Origin of the sequence: Williamsia sp. (assembly GCF_036566845.1) — a bacterium.
GTDB lineage: Bacteria > Actinomycetota > Actinomycetes > Mycobacteriales > Mycobacteriaceae > Williamsia.
In genome coordinates this window covers 1-20,092 of record NZ_DATCVM010000220.1, presented here as the reverse complement: position 1 = coordinate 20,092, position 20,092 = coordinate 1, and the positions used below count along the sequence as shown (strand labels likewise).

Below are 20,092 nucleotides of genomic sequence, written 5' to 3'. Positions count from 1 at the left end.
CGGTCCGGCTGCATAAATGCAGGTCAACAATGCTCGCTCCAGCGTAGTGGGTGGGGCCGGGCGACGTCGGCAAGAGGGTACGGAAGGATGCTCACATGGCTTCCGCAGCGCAATGGTTCGAAGGATCTCGGCCCCGCACGTATCCCAACGCGATCGCGCCGGTCATCGCCGGTACCGGCGCGGCCGGCTGGGTTGCCGACATCGTGTGGTGGAAGGCGGCTCTCGCCCTGGTGGTGGCGTTGGCGTTGATCATCGGCGTGAACTTCGCCAACGACTATTCGGACGGCATCCGCGGCACCGACGACGTGCGGGTCGGCCCGATGCGGCTCATCGGTTCCAAGGTGGCCACCCCGAAGTCGGTGAAGGCCGCGGCGATGACAGCCCTGGCCGTTGCCGGGATCGCCGGGCTGGTGCTCGCGTTGACGAGCGCCTGGTGGCTGATCCTGGTGGGCCTGGCCTGCATCGTCGCGGCCTGGTATTACACCGGTGGCCGAAACCCGTACGGGTACAGCGGTTTCGGTGAGGTTTCGGTGTTTGTGTTCTTCGGACTCGTCGCCGTCCTCGGCACGCAGTTCGTGCAAGCCGAAAAGGTCGACTGGGTCGGCTTTCTCGCTGCGGTGGCCGTGGGTTGCTATTCCAGTGGAGTCCTGGTGGCCAACAACCTCCGCGACATCCCCACCGACACGGAGTCGGGGAAGGTGACGCTTGCGGTTCGGCTGGGCGACAATCGAACTCGAGTGCTTCACACGGCGCTCGTGGCGATTCCGTCGCTTGCCAGTCTCGCGCTGATCGCGGCCACCCCGTGGGCGTTACTCGGCTTGATCTCGGTCCCGCTGGCCTACAAGGCCAACGCGCCGGTTCGCACCGGGGCCGTCGGGCCTGCTTTGATTCCGGCGCTGGCCCTCACCGGCCTGGCAATGCTTCTCTGGTCGATCGGCACCGCCGCCGGACTACTCCTCGCCTAGCCCGATTTTGGTGGGTTTTGGCGAGTGAACACGCAGGTCGCGGTCACCAGAACCCACCACTTTCGGTCAGCTGGTGGTCGTTTGGAGCGCGGTACGGATGGCCTCAGGGGTGGTCGCTGATGCGATGAGCGCCTTGGAGGCGGCATCGTCGGTGGCGAGGATTCCCAGTAAGACGTCCTCCGCGATCAGCTCGCGGCCCGCTTCCCGTGCGATGAGTGCCGCGTGGGTGATCGCCGACTTGGCGTCCGCGGAGAATCGGGGCCGGCGCATGCCACCCCGGGGTCCACGGCGGCCTCGGCCACCTTCCCACGGTCCACGGTCTTCACCGTCTTCGCGTTCCCACGGCGCGGGCCCGTCACCTTCCGGACGCTGCCAGGGACCCGGACGACGTCCGTGCGGCCCGCCGCGCCCATGTGGCCCGCCACGTCCGTGCGGTCCACCACGTTCGTGTGGCCCGACGCGTTCGCGGGGGCCGCGTTCACGTCCATCCCGGCCGCCGCGGCGTTTGCCCCAGTTGTCGGTGATGTCGTCGCCGAACGCGGATTTGACCGCCGCGCGAACCTTGTCGAGATCGATTCCGATGGCCGCGAGGGCGGCCCGGTCTTCGTCGACGCGATCTTTGTCCGCGTCGGTCTTGTTGGCCTCGTGGAACTCACGTACCACTTCGCGGGCCTGAGCCAGGGTCAAACCCTGCTCACCGAGGATGTTGAACACCGAACTCCGGGCATTGCAGAGCATGCCGAGGATGAGGTGGTCGTTGCCGAGTGTGGTGTGTCCGAGGTCGGCTGCCTCCTGATAAGCGAAAACCAGGGTCATCCTGTTTTCGCGAGTGAACTGGTGAAACATGTTGTCTCGCTTCCTGATATGGAACGCGGCGGCTATTCGCCGCGAGAGTGCTTTTGGTGCACGGCTTGACGGCTCACCTGCAGTACGTCGGCGATTGCCTGCCAACTCCAGCCTTGTTGCCGGGCATTGGCGACCTGTACGTCTTCAAGCCGATCGGCCAACGTTCGCAGCGCTCTGACCGCGGCCAGCCCTTTGGCCGGATCACGATCTGCAACTGCAGCGGTGATGTCTTCTTTGTTGTCTTGCACGATTGTCAAGTTACCCTGACACGCATCCCGTGTCAACATTTATTGACAACTCGCGCCCGCCGCCCCCGATCTTGGTGGGTTTTGGCGAGCGTTTTCCCAGTTCAGGGTCTCCAAAAGCCACCAGGATCGGAGCAGACCCAGCCTCGGGAGAAGAGTGCGGCACGTACCTGTGCGACGAATTCTGCGCGGTTGGCGCGGATGTTCACCGCGGTCACCGGGATGACGATCCATCCCCCGGCACGTAGGCGGTTCCACCGCTCTAGGTCTTTGGCGTGCTGTTCGGCGGTGCGGTGATGTGCACCGTCGTACTCGACGGCGACCTTGAGCTTCGGCCATGCGATATCGAGGCGGTAGCGCCCGTTCATCACCTCGACCTGCAGATCCCACCCGCACAAGCACTCGTCGACAAGAATCAGCCGCAGCCGGGTCTCCCAGGGAGACTCCGCGAGTGGGTCGACCAGACGCATCGCGGTGATCGCCTTGCCTATGCCCCAGTGGTTCTCCCACCGCTTGAGTTCGGCACGCATCTCGTCGAGCATCGTCGGCCAGAGCCCGGCCATCGCATCGAGTGCCGCGACTGCTTCGTCGCGAAGATTGAAGCGCCCCAGATCAATACCGGTCCTCGCCAGCGACGTGCATCGCACTCCGTGGAGGTCGACGATCTCATCGGATTCGATCTGGACGCGACGAACGCAGACACCCTCGTATCGCTTGTTCCCATCGATCGGCGCCACGATTTCCGGTTCGGCGATCTTCGGGCGATACGGATTGCCCCAGATGTGGGCCGCGGACCAACCGCAGAGGACCGCATGCTCGTTGAGCATCCCCGCCGCGATCGACAGGACACCGAAGTCGGCGGCCTGATCGTTGCGGAGCCACACTCCGCGCAGGATGGAGCGGTACTCGAGCCGCAGCTGGTATCGAGACATGATGTCGAGCAGGTCGGCGGCACGCGCCGGACCGGTTGGCAGTTCCCCCATGGCCCGAGTCTGCAGATGTACTCGAGCCGACTGGCCCCGGAATACCCGAGTTATCCACAGCCCGCGCCCCGAAATTGGTGGATTGTGGAGAGCCCGACCTGGGAAAACAGTCGCCAAAACCCACCAAGATCACTCGGTGAGGAGGGACTCGCTGATGTTCATCCGGCCGGCACGAGCGGCCGGGAAGAAGGCACCGGCGAAGCACAGGCCGAACGCGATCACCACATAGACAACGATGAGCGCCTGCGGCGAATACACCACGTCGACGGCTGTCGACTGCGTGAGGATTTTGTTGCCGACCAGGTGCAGCGCCGTACCCATCACGACACCGAGCAGCGACCCGACCGCCGCCACGGCCGCGGCCTCGGCGAGAACCATCCGCTGGACGAACTTGCGTGAGGCACCCATCGCCCGCAGCACCCCGAGTTCGCGTTTGCGCTCGATCACCGAGAGCAACAGCGTGTTCAGCAACGCGATCGCCGCGACCACCGCGACGATCCACTGGATGGCGATCGCAAACGCGCCCGACTGTTCGACGGATGCCTTGGTGGCGTTGAGCCCTTGCTCGCCCGTGTAGACGTGCGTCGGCATCGTCGTGGCACCCTCGGCAGCGGCGGCGAGCACCGGCTGGATCTGCTCCTTGTCGACACCCGGTTCCGTCGTCACCTGCAGGTAGGTGTCGCCGGGCCGCACGAACCAGTCGGCCAGCAGTTCATGCGAGATCGCCGCGGTTCCGGAGTTGATGCTCACGTAGTCGACAACCTGCAGGACGGGAAGCGAGTGGTAACCGGTCGGTGATGCGATCTCGACCGGATCACCGACCTCGGCGTCGAGATTGTCTGCCAGCGTCTGCGACATGATGATCCCGCGGCCGGCGAGGACCTCATCGATCACCTCCGGCGACCCTTTCGTGACGAACGGTGCGGTGGTGCCGGGATCGAGTCCCTGCAGCATCACCAGCGACTCGCCGATGTTGACCGACGCCCACTGTCCCCCGACCACCTCCTCGACCCCGGGCACCTCCGAAATCGCCGATGCCACCGCAGGATCGAGGATCGGCCCGTCCGGAACCGTCGCGCCGTCCTGGGTGGAGACGTAGAAGTCCGTGTCGCCCAGACCATCGAGCGAATTCGTGATCGACGACACCAGATTGTTCATCACACCGGACGTACACAGTCCGACCGTGATCGCCACCGCGACCGTCATCAGCGTTGCCCACGCACGTCGCGGAGCCCGCTCGGTGTTGACTGCACTCAACGTGCCCGGGCCACCGAAGCGAGAGGCCAGCGCGCTCACCGCCGCGACCAAAGGCCTTGTGATGGCATAACACACGAGCAGCATGCCGACGCAGAAGACGATTCCTGCGGTCGCGACCGCCGCACTCTGGATCCGGTTGGCCATGATCCAGCCGACGACGATGAGGATCACACCGAGCACCGCGCACACCTTGGCGGCCACACCGCGTCCGGCCCGCTGCTCGGCGACAGCACCTCCCGACATCGCCTCGATCGGGGAAACCGTGAACACCGACCGGGCGGCCAGCGCGCTGGCCCCGGTACAGGCGAGTACACACGCGATCACCGCGGCCGGAGCGGCGTAGCCCGGCAAACTGAATTCGACTGTGGCGCCATAGGATCCCAACGCCTCTGGCAACTGCCCGATCGCCCAGCGACCGGCCAGAATTCCGACGGGCACCCCGATCAGGCCGCCCACCAGGCCGAACAGTGCGGCCTCCCCGATCAGGTCGGCGACCAGCGGTCCACGCTTGCCACCGAGGGCCCGGATCATCGCGATCGACGACCGCCGCGACGCAACCGCCATGTTCATCGTGTTGAACACCAGGAATCCGGCGATCACCAACGAGATCAGCGACACCAGCAGAGTCGAGTTACGGGTTGTCGCGCTTGCCGTTTCGGCCTGTTTCGCACGGAAGTCGGGGCTGACCACCGCGGCCCTGCCGTCGACCACCGAGTTCAGTTGCTCGCGCAGATCATCGGTCGACGTTCCCGGTTCCTTTGTCACCAGGATCGAGTCGACCCGGCCGTCGTGGTCGGTGAGCCGCTGGGCCAATCCGAGGTAGGCGAAGATGAACTTCCCGGCATTGATGGAAGCCGCTTCCGGGGCGTCGATCACCATCGACACCGTGGTGTCGACCCCGTTGATCGAAACCTGTTGACCCTTCTGGAATCCGGTGGCCTTGCCGACGCTGATCCCCGTCATCAATTCGTTCACGCCGGTGCCACCGGCGGTCGCCGCCTCTGCGACGGCATCCCGCAGACCGCCACTGAGCGCGGTGATGTTGTTGTCGCTGCCGAGGACCGTGAACCGTTCACCATCGACGTAGATCGGGCTGTTGATCAGTGGGACAACACTTTTCGCGGACGGAACTTCGCGACGGATCTGGCCCATCAGCGCATCGTCGACACCGGAGTCGACAATGCCGGCAACTTCGAGATCAGCGGTACCCGAGATGGTGTCACTGAGCTTCTGCACCGACGAGGTCAGCGACCCATACGTGCCGAAGACCGCGACCAGCAGAGCGGACGCGACCACAACCACCATCAGCGATGTGGTCACCCGCAGCCGATGCCCGAGCAGTTCCCGAAGATTGACAAGCCTGATCCGGGTCAGGCCGGCTCGCACCGACCCGAACAGTGCAGAGGGCTTCACTCCTGGATCTTCCCGTCTCGCACGGTGATCGTCCGATCGGCGTGCGCAGCGGCCTTGTTGTCGTGGGTCACCATGACCACCAGCCGGCCATCGCCCTCATGCGCGACCTCGGTCAGGAGTTCCAGGATGGATTCGCCCGTATGCGAATCCAGGTTTCCGGTCGGCTCGTCGGCGAGGACGATCCGCGGGCTCATGATCAGCGACCGCGCGATGGCCACCCGCTGCATCTGCCCACCCGACAGCTCGGACGGACGATGTTTCGAACGTTCACCGAGCCCGACCCGGTCGAGCAGCGCGATGGCCTCGGACTTGGCCGACCGCAATGATCTCCCGTCGAGCAGACGCGGCAATGCCACATTTTCCCACGCCGACATCGTCGGGATGAGATTGAAGAACTGGAAGATGAAACCGACCCGCTTGCGCCGGAACTCGGACTGCTGGTCCTCGGAGAGCTTCGACAGGTCCAGACCGTCTACGACGATCGATCCCGAGTCGGGAACATCAAGTGCCCCGAGGACGTGCAGCAGCGTGCTCTTACCGGCGCCGGAGGGCCCGACGATGGAAACGAACTGACGCGCTTCGAGTGTCAGATTCAGACCGTCGAGCGCCCGGACCTTCTCCTGGCCCATCTGATACTCCCGCACCAGATTGATCGCCTCGACGATCGGCTGCCCGTTCATCTCGCGAACGTCGCTCAAACCCGAACTCTGCTCACTCAATCCATTCCCCTGCCGCAAAGAATCTGTCCAATGTGTATTCGGCGCGGGCCAGGTCGAGCCCGGCACCGGTCACCCAGTCGTCGTTGTAGTAGGTACCCGAGTACCGATCCCCGCCATCGCAGAGCAGGGACACCACGCTGCCCGGCGTACCCTCCTTGCGCATGTCGGCCACCAGCCGGAGCGCACCCCAGAGGTTGGTCCCGGTCGATCCACCGACCCGGCGGCCGAGTAGGTCACTGGCGCGGCGCGCGGTGGCGATGCTCGCGTCGTCGGGTACGGAGACCATCTTGTCGATCACCTGTGAAATGAACGACGGCTCGACCCGCGGACGTCCGATGCCCTCGATGCGTGAGCCGGGCACCGGTCCGGCCGGCGCACCCGGGTCTCCGTCGCGGTACGCCGGATAGAAGGCCGAGTTCTCCGGATCGACAACACAGAGCCACGTGTGGTGCCGTCGGTACCGGATGAATCGGCCGATGGTCGCCGAGGTGCCGCCCGTTCCCGCACCCACCACAACCCAGGTCGGCACCGGAAACTCTTCTTGCAGCATCTGGCTGAAGATCGATTCGGCGATGTTGTTGTTGCCGCGCCAGTCCGTGGCCCGCTCGGCCATCGTGAACTGGTCGATGAAATGTCCGTCGGTCTGATCGGCCAGCTGCTGCGCGGCGTCGTACACCTCATCGGACCGCTGGACGAAGTGGCAGCGTCCACCCTGCCGTTCGATGAGCCCGATCTTGGCCGGTGACGTTGTCGCGGGCATCACCGCGATGAACGGAACCCCGATCAACTGAGCGAAGTACGCCTCGGACACCGCAGTCGATCCCGACGAGGCCTCGATGACCGTGGTCCCCTCGGTGATCCAGCCGTTGCAGAGCGCGTAGAGAAACAATGACCGAGCGAGGCGATGCTTGAGCGAACCCGTGATGTGGGTGCTCTCGTCCTTCAGGTAGAGCGAGATCCCGGTACTGCCCGAACCGGTGTCCCATCGCGACCACGACGGGAGCGGAAATCTCAGCAGGTGTGTGTCCGCACTCCGGGTGGCGTCGGCATCGATGAGCCGGATCGCATTGTCGACCCACCCACGATCAGCCCGGCGGTCGACTTCCCGCGTCCAGACCGCATCCGACTCCGTGCGTCCACTGCCGGCCATGGCTACTTGTCGGTTCCGTCTTCACCACGAAGCCGTGACGACAGGTTCTCGCGCTGCGCCTTGCGCCCGGCGTCGACTGTCGCGATGCCGGCGTTCACACGTTCGCGTAGTCCCTTGAACAGCAGCATGCCCAGCGGCAGGGCGATGATCACGGCGAAGAAGGCCGCAACCAGGATCGGTACGTCGATCCCCACCGCCTGTCCGATCAGGTAGATCCCGGCCGCCAGGGCGATGACCAGCGCGATCCGCGCGCCGGTGAAGAGCACCAGGTCGATGGCCAGACGACGGCCCGCCCCCGGCGACGGCTCGACTTGAGGCGTTCGGTCTTTTTTCCCAGATGACCGTTTCTTTCCGGCCGGCTCGTTCGTGCTCACGTACTAGACCTTACTGCGCCCGGAAGGAGCCGGAAACGTCCGCCTTTGCCATCCCTTTACCAACACCTAACTATTCGAATACCTGGGCAAATCGGTGTAACCATGAGTCGTAGGCTCCTCGGAATCCAGGGGAGACCCTGCGCGCACTATTCGCGCCTGACGTCCAGACGGATGTATGGCACGCGGTTGACAGCCCACCTCGATTAGGAGCAGCGATGACGTTTGCAGGCCCCCTCGGACAGCACACCCCCACCCCCGGCTCGCTCGGTGCCGGACCGGTCCTCTCGCCACAGGCCGCAAGCCAACACACGCTGACGCCCGGCCAGGTGGCGGCCATGTTCAACGTCAACCCCAAGACCGTCGCCCGGTGGGCCAGCTCGGGGCTGCTCGGGGCCATCCGCACGCCGGGCGGGCACCGCCGATTCCGGGAAGAAGACGTCGTGGAGCTCCTCAATCGACGCACGCCCGCGACCGGTAGCTGATCCCCAGACGCCGGTCAGACGACCCCCGGCCGACACTCGTGCGTCCGATGTGATCACCCGTTCCGCTCAGGCGGCACCACTGACTGACGCCTCCAGTAGCCTGGATTCAACGGCTTTGAATCTGGAGGTGCCGAAATGATCTACCTACTCGCCATCATCGGCCTGTTGGCACTGACATACCTCGCCTGGCGCGCGTTCGGGCCGGACGCCGAGGGGGAAGAATCCCGCGGACCGGCAGCACCCCGGCGTCAGAGAACACGCGGTCCGGTGGGTCCGGATGACGATCTCGAATTCCTGAAAGATCTAGATCGTAAATCCCGCGACAAGAATCCGAAATTTAATTCGGACGGCGACGACCGCCCGACTTCTACCGACTGACCTGCACAACTGCCCAAAGTTTTTTGGCCTTGTGTCCAACAATTCAGCGCCAATTCCCCGCCGATATTCACCAAAATAAGCCCGCAGTTAACGAGACCGAATTGCCGGAAGGCGTTCGGTCTCGATACCCACTTTGCGAACTTTAACGGTAGAGTCACGCTCTAGTTCGACCGCACCACACTGCTGCGGTCAATAGGTCTGGGGAGTTAGATAAGTGGCTGCTGTACACGACGGAAAAACGTTTGCCGACCATCTGAACGAACTGTTCAGCACGGTCCGCGACGAGAACGGAATCCCGTACACGGGCAAGAAGATTGCCCTGAAGGCGAACCAGCTCGGCTACACCCTGAGCGACGCTTATATCTCCCAGCTACGGACCGGCAAGGCCAAAACTCCGTCGTTTCGAACCGTCGAAGCCATTTCCCGGGCATTCGAAATCAGCGTCACGTATTTCTTGACCGACCCCGATGAAGATCTCAAACGCGTAGAGCAACAACGTGAATACGTCCAAATGGCAGCCGAGACCGGAGCACACCTCGCGGCGTTCCGGCACGAGGCCATCTCCACCGATACCATCGACGTCGTGATCGAACTCCTGAAGGTCGTCAAGAAACAGCAAAACGACCGCGACGTCTGATCGGGACACCTCGATAGACGGCAAAGGCGCCCTCAACCGGACGGTTCAGGGCGCCTTGTGCGTCGCGGTCAGAGGCCGGCGTACGAGTGCAGGCCGGACACAACCAGGTTGATGATGAAGAGGTTGAACAGCATCGCGGTGAATCCGGCGATGTTGATCCAGGCCGCTGCCGTGTTGCGCCAACCGGCGGTCGCCCGCGCATGCAGGTACGCCGCGTAGATCACCCAGGCGATGAACGACACGGTCTCCTTGGGGTCCCATCCCCAGAACCGGCCCCACGCGGCTTCCGCCCAGATGGCACCGCAGATGACACCGAGACCGAACAGCGGGAACGCGAACACCACGGTCTTGTAGGCGATGCGGTCGAGCGTCTGGGCCGAGGGCACGCGCTGCAGGATGCGTCCCCAGAATCGGTCACTCGGTTCGGGGTACTTCAGTTTGAGCAGGTAAAGAATGCTCGCGACACCGGACACCAGGAAGACGCCGGAGCCCAGGGCGACGATCGAGACGTGAATGGCCAGCCAGTACGACTTGAGCGCCGGGACCACCGGTGCGGCGTTGGTGTAGAGGTACGTGCCGGCGATGAACAGCAGGATGACCACCGGCAGCAGGACGAACCCGAGCAGCGGACGATACTCACGCTTGCGCAGCACCACGAGCGCCGCAACCATGCCGGCGGCGCAGGTGATGGAGACGAACTCGTACATGTTGCCCCACGGCGCGCGGTCGGTTGCGATGCCGCGCAACACAATCGAGGTGATGTGCAGCGCCGTCGCCAGGACCACCACACCGTAGGCCATCTTCGCCAACCGGTCTCCCAGTGGCGCTTTCTCGGTGGCCTGAACCTTGCCGGGCATCCGCACGTCGTCGGCGTCCACCGGGGCGCCACCACCACCGGCGGCGACGAGTTGGCTGGACTTCTCTACGGTCTTGTTCTTGGTGGCCAACGACACCAGGAACATGATCATCGCCAGGACGTAGACGGTCAGCGCCGTCCCATAGGTCAGGTCGGAAAACCGGGAGAGGGTCTCATCGACGTTCATCTTTTTCGTCCACCTTGCTCGTTGCCACCAGGCTTGTTCTTGTCCGCGTCAGGCGTGAGATCCAGCAAGTCGGCGACCATGTCGCCGAAGCCCTCGCCCCAGCCGGCCTGATCTGTACGTGCCAGACCCGCCATTTCTACTACAGAGCGTCGCACACCCACCGTAGCGGTGCCATCACCAGTGGAACCGGTCATGGGCGTGATCCGGGCCCAGACCCGCCGACGCTTGATCAGCAGCGAGACCAGCAGTCCGCCGAGCATTGCGATCGCGGAGACCAGCACCCACTTCTGCGCGGGATCGTGCGAGACCTGCAACGACACCCATCTCTGATAGCCGTCGAACGAGACCTGCGTCCCGTCCTCGAGGGTGGTCGATTCACCCATGTTCAGATTGACGCGTTCCTGTTTGAGCAGCCGTCCCTGGTTGACCAGGTTCACATCGAGTGCGAAGACGTTTTGCGGTCGGCCGGTGTCGAGGCCGGTGTCGCCCTTGTAGATGTCGATCGCCACCGCCGGGGCCTCGGGGAGCGGGAAACTCGACGTCATCAGACCGCCGTGGAACGTGGCCGTCGGAGCGAAGAGGCCTTCGATGGCAATCTGGTTCTTCCTGCGCTCGTCCTCATTGGGATACATCCCGGCCGGGGTGTCGAATCGGGCCACCCCACTCGACATCATCGTCTGCAGCTCATCCGGCCGGAACGGGACCGTCTGGGTGCGGGTTTCTCCACCCGGGAAGGTGACCGTGAACGTGGGGGCAAAACCATTGCCGAGCAGATAGACGCGGTCACCGGCGATCCGCAGCGGGTGGTTGACCTTGACCTCGCTGGAGTCCCAGTCGTCGCCGTCGATCTCATTGCCGACCTGGTACTTCACGTCAGCGCTGTACATCTCGGGCTGCCCGGACGGCAGGAAGTCCGCGTCGAACGACTCCACCTGCAGGCAGAACTCGTTGAGGTTGGTGCCGTCGACCAGATTGCCCGCCCGGAAGGAGTCATACACCGCGGTCGAGGTGTTGCAGAAGCCTTCCTCACCGTCGGCGACCAGGATCCGGGTGCCTTCGTAGCCGAACATCTTGCCCGCGGCGATCGCGACCAACAGCGCCAGCAACGCGAAGTGGAAGACGAGGTTGCCACCTTCGCGGAGGTACCCCTTCTCGGCCGAGACCTCCACGACGGTGGCCACGGAGCCGTCGGCCTCTCTGCGCTCCACCGTGCGGGTGGTCTTACGCCATCCGCGCAGGCCGGAGGTGATCTTCGACGCGATCTCGTCGGGAGTGCCGTCGACCTCATGGCTCTCGTGCCGCGGCAGTCGGCCGAGGTTGCGGGGCGCCGGGACCGGGCGGGCCCGCAACGCCTTGGCGTGTTCGATCATGCGGGGCGTCAGACATCCGACCAGCGAGATGAACAGCAGGACGTAGATGGCGGTGAACCAGATGCTGGAGAACACCTCGTACATCTGGATCTTGTCGAAGAACCGGCCGATGAAGCCGTGATCGGCGATGTACTGCTCGGTCTTGAACTCGTTCAGCGACCGCTGCGGCAGGAGCGCACCCGGAACCGCGGCCAGGGCCAGCAGGAACAGCAGCGCCAGCGCTGTCCGCATCGACGTCAGCGAGCGCCAGGTGTTCCGCGCCGGCCACAGCAGGAAGCGTTTGAAGGGGCCGGCCTTCGGGACCGGTGGCGGAGTTCTCGTCTCGGTGGCGGTCATATCGGCAGCACCGTGTCCGAGACGAACATGTCCCGAACCCAAACGATGAATTGGTCCCACAGACCGGTCACCAACGCCACACCCACGACAACCAGTAGTACACCTCCGAAGATCTGGATCGCCCGGGCATTTGTGCGCATCCAGCCCACCGCGCGCAACGCCCAGGCCGAACCGAACGCCAGCAGGATGAACGGGAGCCCCAGGCCGAGGCAGTAGAAGATGATGAGCGTCACACCGCGAGCGGCGGTCGAGCCCTCGGTGCCACTGGCGGTGGTGATGACGGCGGCCAAGGTCGGACCGAGGCAGGGGGTCCAGCCGAGCGCGAAGACAGCGCCCAGCAAGGGGGCTCCGACCAAGTTCGACACCAGCCGGGGATGGAATCTGGCGTCGCGCTGCAGTATCGGGATCAGGCCGATGAACACCAGGCCCATGATGATGGTGATGACGCCACCGACGCGTTGCAGCAGTTCGCGATTGACCACAAAAGTACTCGTGATCCCGAACACAGATGCGGTGGCCAGCACGAATACCACCGTGAATCCGAGCACAAAGAGCAAGGCGGCCCCGGTGACCCGAAGGCGACCGGCCTTCTTCGACTCCACCTCCGACATCGCCGGCGCCTCGGCACCCACCAGCCCGGCGAGGTACGACAGGTATCCGGGCACCAGCGGCACCACGCAGGGCGAGGCGAACGAGACCAGCCCCGCGAGCATGCATGCCCCGAGCGCCAGCAACAGCGGTCCGGTGGAAACGGTGTCCGCGAAGCTGTCACCGACTCCGGCGACGTGGCTTGAACTCTGGGCCAGGAAAGTCATGGGGTATCAGGTGTTTCGGCGGCAATCCGCTCGACGACAGGTTGCAGTTGGTCGGCGGTGACGGCCTTGAGGAAGACCGCCGCGGCACGGTGCTGACGATCGAGGACCAGCGTGGTCGGGACCACGGAGGTCGGCGTGGTCAGCTTCGACAGGGTGCGCCCGTCGTAGTCGTAGATCGAGGGATACGTGACCTCACGGTCGACCACGAAGTCGCGGGCTGAATCCTTGCGATCCCGGAAATCGATGCCCAGGAACGCAACACCCGAATCCTTGGTGTTGGCGTAGACCTCTTCGAGAGCGGTTGCCTCGCCGCGGCACGGACCACACCACGAGCCCCACACGTTGATGACCACAACCTGACCCTCGAAGTCGGTGAGGCTGATGGTTTTGTCGTCGGAGAGCAGGTCGGGGCCGGACAGGTCGGAAACCTTGCCACGCTCGGACGGCGGATCATAGAAGATCTCGGTCTTGCCGCCGGGAGAAACGAATTCGAAGTTCTCACCTTGCGACACCGCGTCGTCGCCGGTTCCACAACCGGCGACCACCAACAGCGTCGCGATACCGAGGACCAGCAGCGTCACCATCCGCCAACCAAGCGGTGCCAACACACGGGTCAATCCACGTTCAGGGCCGAGCTCCATCACTACGTCGCTACCTCAGGCTCCCGTGGCAAGCGGGTCCGAGGCACCGGCGGGTTCGGAGTAGACGATGTCCACCAACGCGTCGCCGTCGTACAACAGGCTGGTCAGAGAGGCCAGCGAACACTGCCGCTTGCGCGGATCGTGCCAAAGACGTTGTCCTTCAAGGAATCTGCGCAGCGTATACACCGGAAGCTGATGGCTGACACACACGGCCTCATGACCTTTGGCCTCTTCACGCGCCTTGTTCGCGACCGCGAGCATGCGGTGCGCGAGCTGGATGTACGGCTCGCCCCAGCTCGGTGTGAACGGGTCACGCAGCTTGACCCAGTGCCGCGGACGACGCAGCGCACCGTCACCCACCGACACCTTCAGGCCCTCGAAGGTGTTGTCGGCTTCGATCAGACCTTCGTCGGTGATGATGTCGAGTCCATGCGCTGACGCGATCGGGGTCGCGGTCTCCTGTGCACGTTGCAGCGGGGAGGCGAACACGTGGGTGATGTCGTGGTCGGCGAGGGTGCTCGCGACCGTCATCGCCTGGGTTGCGCCGAGCTCGGACAGATGAAAGCCAGGCAGTCGGCCATAGAGGATGCCGTCGGGGTTGTGGACTTCCCCGTGCCGCATCATGTGCACGATCGTGCGCATCAGTTCTCCTTTTGGGCCCGCGCAGCGGCGGTCGCAGCAGCCGGGAGTGCCCCGGCCATGACACCGAAAGCATCCTCGTCCAACGCCGCGGATACAAACCAGGCTTCGAAGGCACTGGGCGGCGGATAGACGCCGGCATCGAGCAGAGCGTGGAAGAACGGCGCAAAACGCCAGGTCTCCGTCTTTTTGACCGCGGCGTAGTCAGTGATGGGCTTTTCGGCTTCTGCGGTGAAGAACACGCTGACCAGGTTGCCGGCGTACTGCACGCGATGGCCGACACCCTCGGCGGACAGCGCGTCCCCGATCAGGGAGCCCAGCCGCTCGGAGTTGGCGTCGAGGGCCGCGTAGACGTCGTCGTCGGCGTGGCGCAGAGTCGCCAGCCCGGCGGCCACCGCCACCGGGTTCCCGGACAGGGTGCCGGCCTGGTAGACGGGACCGGCCGGAGCCAGGTAGGCCATGACATCTGCCCGACCACCGAATGCTGCAGCCGGAAGTCCACCGCTCATGACCTTGCCGAACGTGTAGAGGTCGCCGGCCACGCCCTCGAGACCGAACCATCCGGCCTTGCTCACCCGGAAGCCGGTCATGACCTCGTCGATGATGAGAAGAGCACCGTCGGCGCTCGTGACGTCTTTGAGTCCCTGATTGAAACCTGCGACCGGGGCGACCGCACCCATGTTCCCGGCGGCGGCCTCGGTGATGACCGCTGCGATCTGTCCCGGGTACGCGGCGAAGGTCTCGCGGACGGCAGCGAGGTCGTTGTACGGCAGAACGATGGTGTCCTGTGCCTGAGCACCGGTCACACCCGGCGATGTCGGCAGCCCCAGCGTCGCCAGGCCCGAGCCGGCATCGGCCAGCAAAGCGTCGACGTGTCCGTGGTAACAACCCGAGAACTTGATGATCTTGGTGCGGCCGGTGAACCCACGGGCCAGACGCACCGCCGACATCGTCGCCTCGGTGCCCGAGTTGACCAACCGAACCTGTTCGACGGGCGCCACCCGCTTGATGATCTCCTCGGCCAGCTCGATCTCGGCCTCGGTCGGCGCCCCGAACGACAAGCCCGTCGTCGCGGCCTTCTGCACCGCCTCCACAACCGCCGGATGGGCGTGACCCAGGATCATCGGGCCCCAACTGGAGACGAGGTCGACGTAGGTGTTGCCATCGGCATCGGTCATCCGGCAACCGGATGCGCTGGAGATGAACCGAGGCGTTCCGCCGACGGAGTTGAAGGCGCGAACGGGTGAATTCACCCCGCCTGGAATGGCACGGGATGCGCGCTCGAAAAGCTGCGCTGACTGATCGGTGGCATGCGACACGACCTCCAGTGTGACAAACCCCGACCCCCGAACCGAAAATGGTGGGCTTTGGCGACCTCGACCTGGGCTTTTCCTCGCCAGAATCCACCACAACCGGGGGTTCCGGGGTCATCGGTTAGGCTTCGGCAAACTAGATCGAGGCCGGGGGGCTTTTCATGGGGGAACAGTTCGATGTCGATGAGGTCACCACGATCCACAATGTCGGCACAAAGCTGATAACACTTGCCGCCGGCTTCCGCGAAATCACCGCGGAGCCCGGTTTCGCCGATTGCGCAACAGCTATGCCCAACTCTGCAATCGCCGGAGTCTGTGCCGGCAAAGACGCTCTGATCACTGATCTACTCAGCCGAGCATCCGGTCGGGTGGAGCAGATCGGCAATGCTTGCACGGACACCGGCAATGAAATCATCGACACCGAAGAAGAGTCTGCCGCCGGCTTCCGTGCGATCGGCGAGTTCTGATGGGCCAACCGACGCGGTCGACGGTGAACGGATGGAACCTCACGACGCTACGCACCCAGGCCGACGGCCTCGTCGAAGCTGCGGTGACGCTCCGAACCCAGACACAAGCGGTTGTCGACGCCGCACAGGGCACCGGTAACTGGCACGGGGAGTCGCAACGCGCGTGCGAAGAACGCGCGTTGTCTGACCAGACCGAGATCAACAAACTGGGAACCGACATCGATCGGGCGGGAAACATCCTGAACAACACGGCAAATGCGATCGAACCGAATCGCACCACGGCGCTCACCCGCTGCGACGGTCTCGAGCGTGATGACTTTGCCGTTGCCGACGACTGGACGGTGACCGAAACTCGCGACTACGCGACCGCGATCGCTCGCGAAGAGGAGGGGAGCGAGGGATACAACAAGCTTGTGGCGGCTCGCGACCTCCGAGCCAACGACGCGCTCAACGCGACACTGTCTTTGCAAGCGCTGGCAGACCAGATGGGCGTCGACGACCAAGCAGGCGCAGACGCTTTGGCCAATGCGTTCGGTAATGCGGAGATCAACGCTCCTGCTGCTGCGGGACTGTCCCGCCAGCAAGCCGCTCGCGATACCGAGGCGATCGCCGATGGAACTGCGACACCACAACAGAAGGCTCGCTTCAATGCTGCTACGAGCCTGACTCCCGAACAAAAGGACGCGCTGATTCAGGGCCGTGACGCGGTCATCGGCAAAGGTCAGTTCGAGTACCTACAGGGCGTTTACGCCAAACTCGGTGAAGGCGGACTGGATGCGTTCACCAGCTTCGGCGGGGACGATCCTGCGCTGAAAGCGTCTCTGGCCAACGGACTACAAATTCTGTCGAATCCGCATGTGCGAACCGACCAGCCAATCGACAACGTGTTCAGCAAAACCATCAATCCCATCATCGGCCTGCCTACGACGCCCGGCTACCTGCGGGGCGGTTTGTCACAACTGCCGAGCGCGATTCGTGATCCGCTGACTCAACAAGCAGCACGTTCGAGCCTCGTGACCTTCAACGCAGGCACGTCCACGTATTCGGTCGTGACAAAAGACTTCCCCACCCTGACGAAGCTGGGAGACGTCGCCAACATTCTCAGCCACGGTGACGTCGGCATCCAGTTGGGTAGCGACATCGATCGTGCGCTGATCGTGCGGAGCAGCGAAATAGCAGGTGCGGCCGCCGACCAGTCGGCGATCTACGGCACCGGCAACGACTACACCAGCCGCGCCGACATTTCGGAGGTGCTCGGCAAGATGACCTCTGTGGCAGGCAACGATCACATAGCGGTTCACGACGCATTGATGACTGGGCGCGACGGCGGACCATCCGCGACATCCGCTATGCCGCAAACCATCGACATCGACGGAACCACAAGGGATTACAACGCAAGCCAAGCCATGACGAAGCTTCTGTCGTTCGACTGGCCGGACGGAACCGGAGCCTCCGAATCCGGCCCGAACAATATGTTCCGCTGGATTGGCGATTCCGCCGCGGCGCCGGACGGATCACCGCCCAACGCAGTCGCCGAATCGTGGCGAGCGGGTGAATCGGGCTCAGAACTGGCCAGAATAATCGCTGAGAACAAAGAAGCATTGATGGATGTACATGGGGGCGCACCCGCGCTAGGTGAAGTCAATCCAGAGGTGACACGCACACTCGCCCTGGCGATATCTCCACATCTAGGCGACCTCGCCGGCGCACCTGACGGACTCTTTACGACGAATGGCACAACAGAACTAGATAGTTCGCAACAACTGACGGACATCTTCAGCGTGTTGGACACCGACGCAGAAGCGGGCAGATCCATAAATACCGCAGCATCACAGACCATCAATTACCTCAATTACCAATTCGGCCAAGACCCTACGAACAACAACTTCGGAGAACTGACCGGCCGAATCGAAGGCGCCATGTACACCGGACTCGATGCTCAGACCGCAGATGATCTGGCAGACAAAAGGTACGCAGCCACACTCGACTACGCCGAGAAGGGTGGAATATTCGACTCAGGCAAGGCGATCGTCGGATCCATTCCGATGGCCGCACCAATAAAAGTCGCATTCGACACTCTGGCTCCATGGGCAAAGCTGGAAGCCATCGGGGACCCCACCGATCCGAGCAATATTCAAGCGGATGATAGCTCGAAAGCACTCAAGCAGCAGCTGGATTCAACGACCACAACAACGGCGCGGTACGAACAAATCCTCAATAGCTACGCATCCAGCCACGCAGAGATACGCGACGACCCGACGTTGGGAAAATACTTCGACGATAAGGGACTGGTCAACCTGCAGAACTTCAGGGACGAGAACTTCAAACGCGAAGTGGTCGCGGTAATGGGCCCTTCTCTGATCGCGTTCGAGACAACACGAACGACCGGAAGAGAACCGAAGGACTGGTAGGTGATAAAGTCATTGATCCGCAACAGATTTTGGATCGGCGCAGCGACTGCGGCACTCTTGCTGAGTTCGTGCGGATCTGGCGACCCAGCCAATCCGGCCGATCGAGTCAGCGATTCCGAAGCATCTCCCCAGCCCCATGGTATGAACGTCTCGTTTCGGTGGATTCCGACTGCAGGATTCGACCCCATGAGCGCCGAGGGTACGTTCATACGCGCGTTTGTCGAATCACACGAACTCGCCCGCGACGGAGTCGGCATGGAGTGGGGGTACCCAGGTTTCGAGGCCGCATCCCCACCAGAAGTGGCCAGCCAACTGAGTCTGGACAGCCCTTTCGGCCCGTTCACGGGAACCCTCATTTACCGACTGCTCAGTCGGCACGACACCGATGTAGCGACACAAGTGACGCTGTGTCGCTACGGGGCCTATACACGTTTCGAGCCTTGGAACGACGGCCCCGACCGCCTGGTATCCAGAGCATGGAATCCCGGCCCAATTATTCTGGAGTTCAACAGAAACGGGACACCTCCACCTACCGAACAACGTGGACCCAACCGTGCCCCGACGACGAACAAGTTCGGACAGTGGAGGGCAACAGCGTGGGATTTCGTACCGAAACTCCCGCAAGGCGGCGACACCCCGCAGTACGCTGAATGCGAAACCAACAGCGATGGCCTGCCGCCGCTCCCCACTCAAAGAACCAATGTCGATACCCATACGGAGCCTCTGCCACCATCACCCGGTTGGCCTGGGACTGGCGTGTAGATCGCTGTTCCACAGCAATCAGGCAGCGTTGTATGTGGCTTTCTTCCAGCCGAAGTCGACTGCATAGACCGGCGCGAGCGATGCTTCGTGCTTGTTCTCGAACGCCGTCCTGGCGCGTTCTGCGAACCACTCGGCATCGGCCCTGCTGTCGGGGTTCCACATTTCCGGGTTGGTGAAGTACTCCTCCGGGAAATGAGTGTTGTTGGGGCGCGGCCGATCCAGTGTTCCGCGTTGACGCCACCCGATCCGGCCCTGCCAACCCGGTGGACCGGTGTCAGCGTTGATGATCTCGGTGTTCCACCCGGTCTCACCATCATGGATCTGGGCGTGGTCGGGATCGCAGACCAGGGTCAGGACGGTGATGTCGGTCCAGCCACCCTTGGACCACTCCCGCGTGTGATGCACCGCCACCTCTGTCGCCGGAGCATCACAGTAGGGCCGGCCACGGGCATCCCCGCTCGGCAGCGATCAACGCCATCCGCTGATCAGCGGTGGCCAGACGTCGTTCCCGACCCAGAAACAGCGGGCGGTGCTTGTCGTCGAGCAACGCCAAAAACTTACGATTGACACCGGCCAACCGGATCGCGTCCCGCACCGGCATCACCCCACCCGAGGCGGTGGTGGCCACACCCCGTTTCTTGTTCGAGCTGCTCCAACGTCATGGTTGCGTTTCCCGGCGTGCGATGATCGCGTGCGGCTGCCGCGCGCACGGTGTCCTTGTCGGCTTTGTCCGCCGGCCCGACGGTGAGTCCGGATCGTGGGGGTTGTTCATCCCGGCCGCAGCCCATTTGGCGGCAACGACATCCCAGAGCGCTTTGGTCACCGGATCGAGCGTGCCGGTGATCG

General features: G+C 63.5%; 21 protein-coding genes and 1 pseudogene. 6 read left to right on the top strand and 16 right to left on the bottom strand.

Annotation, left to right across the window (positions count from 1 at the left end):
• Positions 1-95 precede the first annotated feature (95 nt).
• A complete protein-coding gene (locus tag VIQ49_RS21300) occupies positions 96-965 on the top strand; it encodes a 1,4-dihydroxy-2-naphthoate polyprenyltransferase (RefSeq protein WP_331888381.1) in 870 nt (289 codons plus the stop codon).
• Positions 966-1,031: 66 nt separating this feature from the next.
• Here the strand turns inward: VIQ49_RS21300 and VIQ49_RS21295 are convergent, their stop codons facing one another.
• From VIQ49_RS21295 to VIQ49_RS21265, 7 genes are all read right to left on the bottom strand, one after another.
• Positions 1,032-1,781: a Clp protease N-terminal domain-containing protein gene (locus tag VIQ49_RS21295; protein WP_331888379.1), complete on the bottom strand. Its 750-nt coding sequence runs from the start codon at positions 1,779-1,781 to the stop codon at positions 1,032-1,034.
• Between the two features lie 62 nt (positions 1,782-1,843).
• Positions 1,844-2,059, bottom strand: a complete 216-nt coding sequence (locus tag VIQ49_RS21290; RefSeq protein WP_020107858.1) for a hypothetical protein — start codon at positions 2,057-2,059, stop codon at positions 1,844-1,846.
• A 101-nt stretch (positions 2,060-2,160) separates the two neighbouring features.
• Positions 2,161-3,039, bottom strand: a complete 879-nt coding sequence (locus VIQ49_RS21285; RefSeq protein WP_331888375.1) for a DUF559 domain-containing protein — start codon at positions 3,037-3,039, stop codon at positions 2,161-2,163.
• Positions 3,040-3,168: 129 nt separating this feature from the next.
• Complete coding sequence (locus tag VIQ49_RS21280; protein ID WP_331888373.1) at positions 3,169-5,709, bottom strand: FtsX-like permease family protein; 2,541 nt, start codon at positions 5,707-5,709, stop codon at positions 3,169-3,171.
• Complete coding sequence (locus VIQ49_RS21275; protein WP_331888475.1) at positions 5,706-6,389, bottom strand: ABC transporter ATP-binding protein; 684 nt, start codon at positions 6,387-6,389, stop codon at positions 5,706-5,708. The genes VIQ49_RS21280 and VIQ49_RS21275 overlap by 4 nt, the downstream gene beginning before the upstream one ends.
• Before the next feature lie 31 nt (positions 6,390-6,420).
• Entirely contained in the window at positions 6,421-7,578 is a 1,158-nt protein-coding gene (locus VIQ49_RS21270) for a PLP-dependent cysteine synthase family protein (protein ID WP_331888371.1), read from the bottom strand.
• Between the two features lie 2 nt (positions 7,579-7,580).
• A complete protein-coding gene (locus VIQ49_RS21265) occupies positions 7,581-7,952 on the bottom strand; it encodes a DUF4229 domain-containing protein (RefSeq protein WP_331888369.1) in 372 nt (123 codons plus the stop codon).
• A gap of 215 nt (positions 7,953-8,167) precedes the next feature.
• On the opposite strand from VIQ49_RS21265, the gene VIQ49_RS21260 reads away from it, so the two are divergent.
• The 3 genes from VIQ49_RS21260 to VIQ49_RS21250 all read left to right on the top strand — a co-directional run bounded on the left by VIQ49_RS21260 (position 8,168) and on the right by VIQ49_RS21250 (position 9,449).
• A complete protein-coding gene (locus tag VIQ49_RS21260) occupies positions 8,168-8,434 on the top strand; it encodes a BldC family transcriptional regulator (protein WP_331888367.1) in 267 nt (88 codons plus the stop codon).
• A 135-nt stretch (positions 8,435-8,569) separates the two neighbouring features.
• Positions 8,570-8,812, top strand: a complete 243-nt coding sequence (locus tag VIQ49_RS21255; RefSeq protein ID WP_331888365.1) for a hypothetical protein — start codon at positions 8,570-8,572, stop codon at positions 8,810-8,812.
• Positions 8,813-9,026: 214 nt separating this feature from the next.
• The gene (locus VIQ49_RS21250; protein ID WP_414731679.1) at positions 9,027-9,449 is read left to right on the top strand and encodes a helix-turn-helix domain-containing protein; all 423 of its coding nucleotides are present in this window, start codon (positions 9,027-9,029) and stop codon (positions 9,447-9,449) included.
• A 68-nt stretch (positions 9,450-9,517) separates the two neighbouring features.
• Here VIQ49_RS21250 and ccsB read toward each other — a convergent pair whose 3' ends face one another.
• From ccsB to hemL, 6 genes are all read right to left on the bottom strand, one after another.
• A complete protein-coding gene (ccsB, locus tag VIQ49_RS21245; RefSeq protein ID WP_331888363.1) occupies positions 9,518-10,492 on the bottom strand; it encodes a c-type cytochrome biogenesis protein CcsB in 975 nt (324 codons plus the stop codon).
• Positions 10,489-12,198 carry a cytochrome c biogenesis protein ResB gene (gene resB, locus VIQ49_RS21240; RefSeq protein ID WP_331888361.1) on the bottom strand — a complete coding sequence of 570 codons (1,710 nt, stop codon included), beginning with the start codon at positions 12,196-12,198 and terminating at the stop codon, positions 10,489-10,491. Before resB ends, ccsB begins: the two co-directional genes overlap by 4 nt.
• Positions 12,195-13,013: a cytochrome c biogenesis CcdA family protein gene (locus VIQ49_RS21235; protein WP_331888359.1), complete on the bottom strand. Its 819-nt coding sequence runs from the start codon at positions 13,011-13,013 to the stop codon at positions 12,195-12,197. The genes resB and VIQ49_RS21235 overlap by 4 nt, the downstream gene beginning before the upstream one ends.
• Complete coding sequence (locus tag VIQ49_RS21230) at positions 13,010-13,597, bottom strand: TlpA disulfide reductase family protein (protein ID WP_331888471.1); 588 nt, start codon at positions 13,595-13,597, stop codon at positions 13,010-13,012. Before VIQ49_RS21230 ends, VIQ49_RS21235 begins: the two co-directional genes overlap by 4 nt.
• A gap of 72 nt (positions 13,598-13,669) precedes the next feature.
• Positions 13,670-14,296: a histidine phosphatase family protein gene (locus VIQ49_RS21225; protein ID WP_331888357.1), complete on the bottom strand. Its 627-nt coding sequence runs from the start codon at positions 14,294-14,296 to the stop codon at positions 13,670-13,672.
• The gene (gene hemL / locus VIQ49_RS21220; protein WP_331888469.1) at positions 14,296-15,621 is read right to left on the bottom strand and encodes a glutamate-1-semialdehyde 2,1-aminomutase; all 1,326 of its coding nucleotides are present in this window, start codon (positions 15,619-15,621) and stop codon (positions 14,296-14,298) included. The genes VIQ49_RS21225 and hemL overlap by 1 nt, the downstream gene beginning before the upstream one ends.
• Before the next feature lie 146 nt (positions 15,622-15,767).
• On the opposite strand from hemL, the gene VIQ49_RS21215 reads away from it, so the two are divergent.
• Positions 15,768-16,073, top strand: coding sequence for a hypothetical protein (locus tag VIQ49_RS21215; protein ID WP_331888355.1), 306 nt, complete (start codon positions 15,768-15,770; stop codon positions 16,071-16,073).
• Positions 16,073-18,484, top strand: coding sequence for a hypothetical protein (locus VIQ49_RS21210; RefSeq protein ID WP_331888354.1), 2,412 nt, complete (start codon positions 16,073-16,075; stop codon positions 18,482-18,484). The genes VIQ49_RS21215 and VIQ49_RS21210 overlap by 1 nt, the downstream gene beginning before the upstream one ends.
• 780 nt (positions 18,485-19,264) lie before the next feature.
• On the opposite strand, the gene VIQ49_RS21205 is transcribed toward VIQ49_RS21210, so the two are convergent.
• From VIQ49_RS21205 to VIQ49_RS21195, 3 genes and pseudogenes are all read right to left on the bottom strand, one after another.
• Positions 19,265-19,651: a hypothetical protein gene (locus tag VIQ49_RS21205; protein ID WP_331888352.1), complete on the bottom strand. Its 387-nt coding sequence runs from the start codon at positions 19,649-19,651 to the stop codon at positions 19,265-19,267.
• A gap of 22 nt (positions 19,652-19,673) precedes the next feature.
• Positions 19,674-19,874: a hypothetical protein gene (locus VIQ49_RS21200; RefSeq protein ID WP_331888350.1), complete on the bottom strand. Its 201-nt coding sequence runs from the start codon at positions 19,872-19,874 to the stop codon at positions 19,674-19,676.
• A gap of 30 nt (positions 19,875-19,904) precedes the next feature.
• Positions 19,905-20,092 (bottom strand): annotated as a pseudogene (locus tag VIQ49_RS21195) (hypothetical protein); the annotation flags it as partial.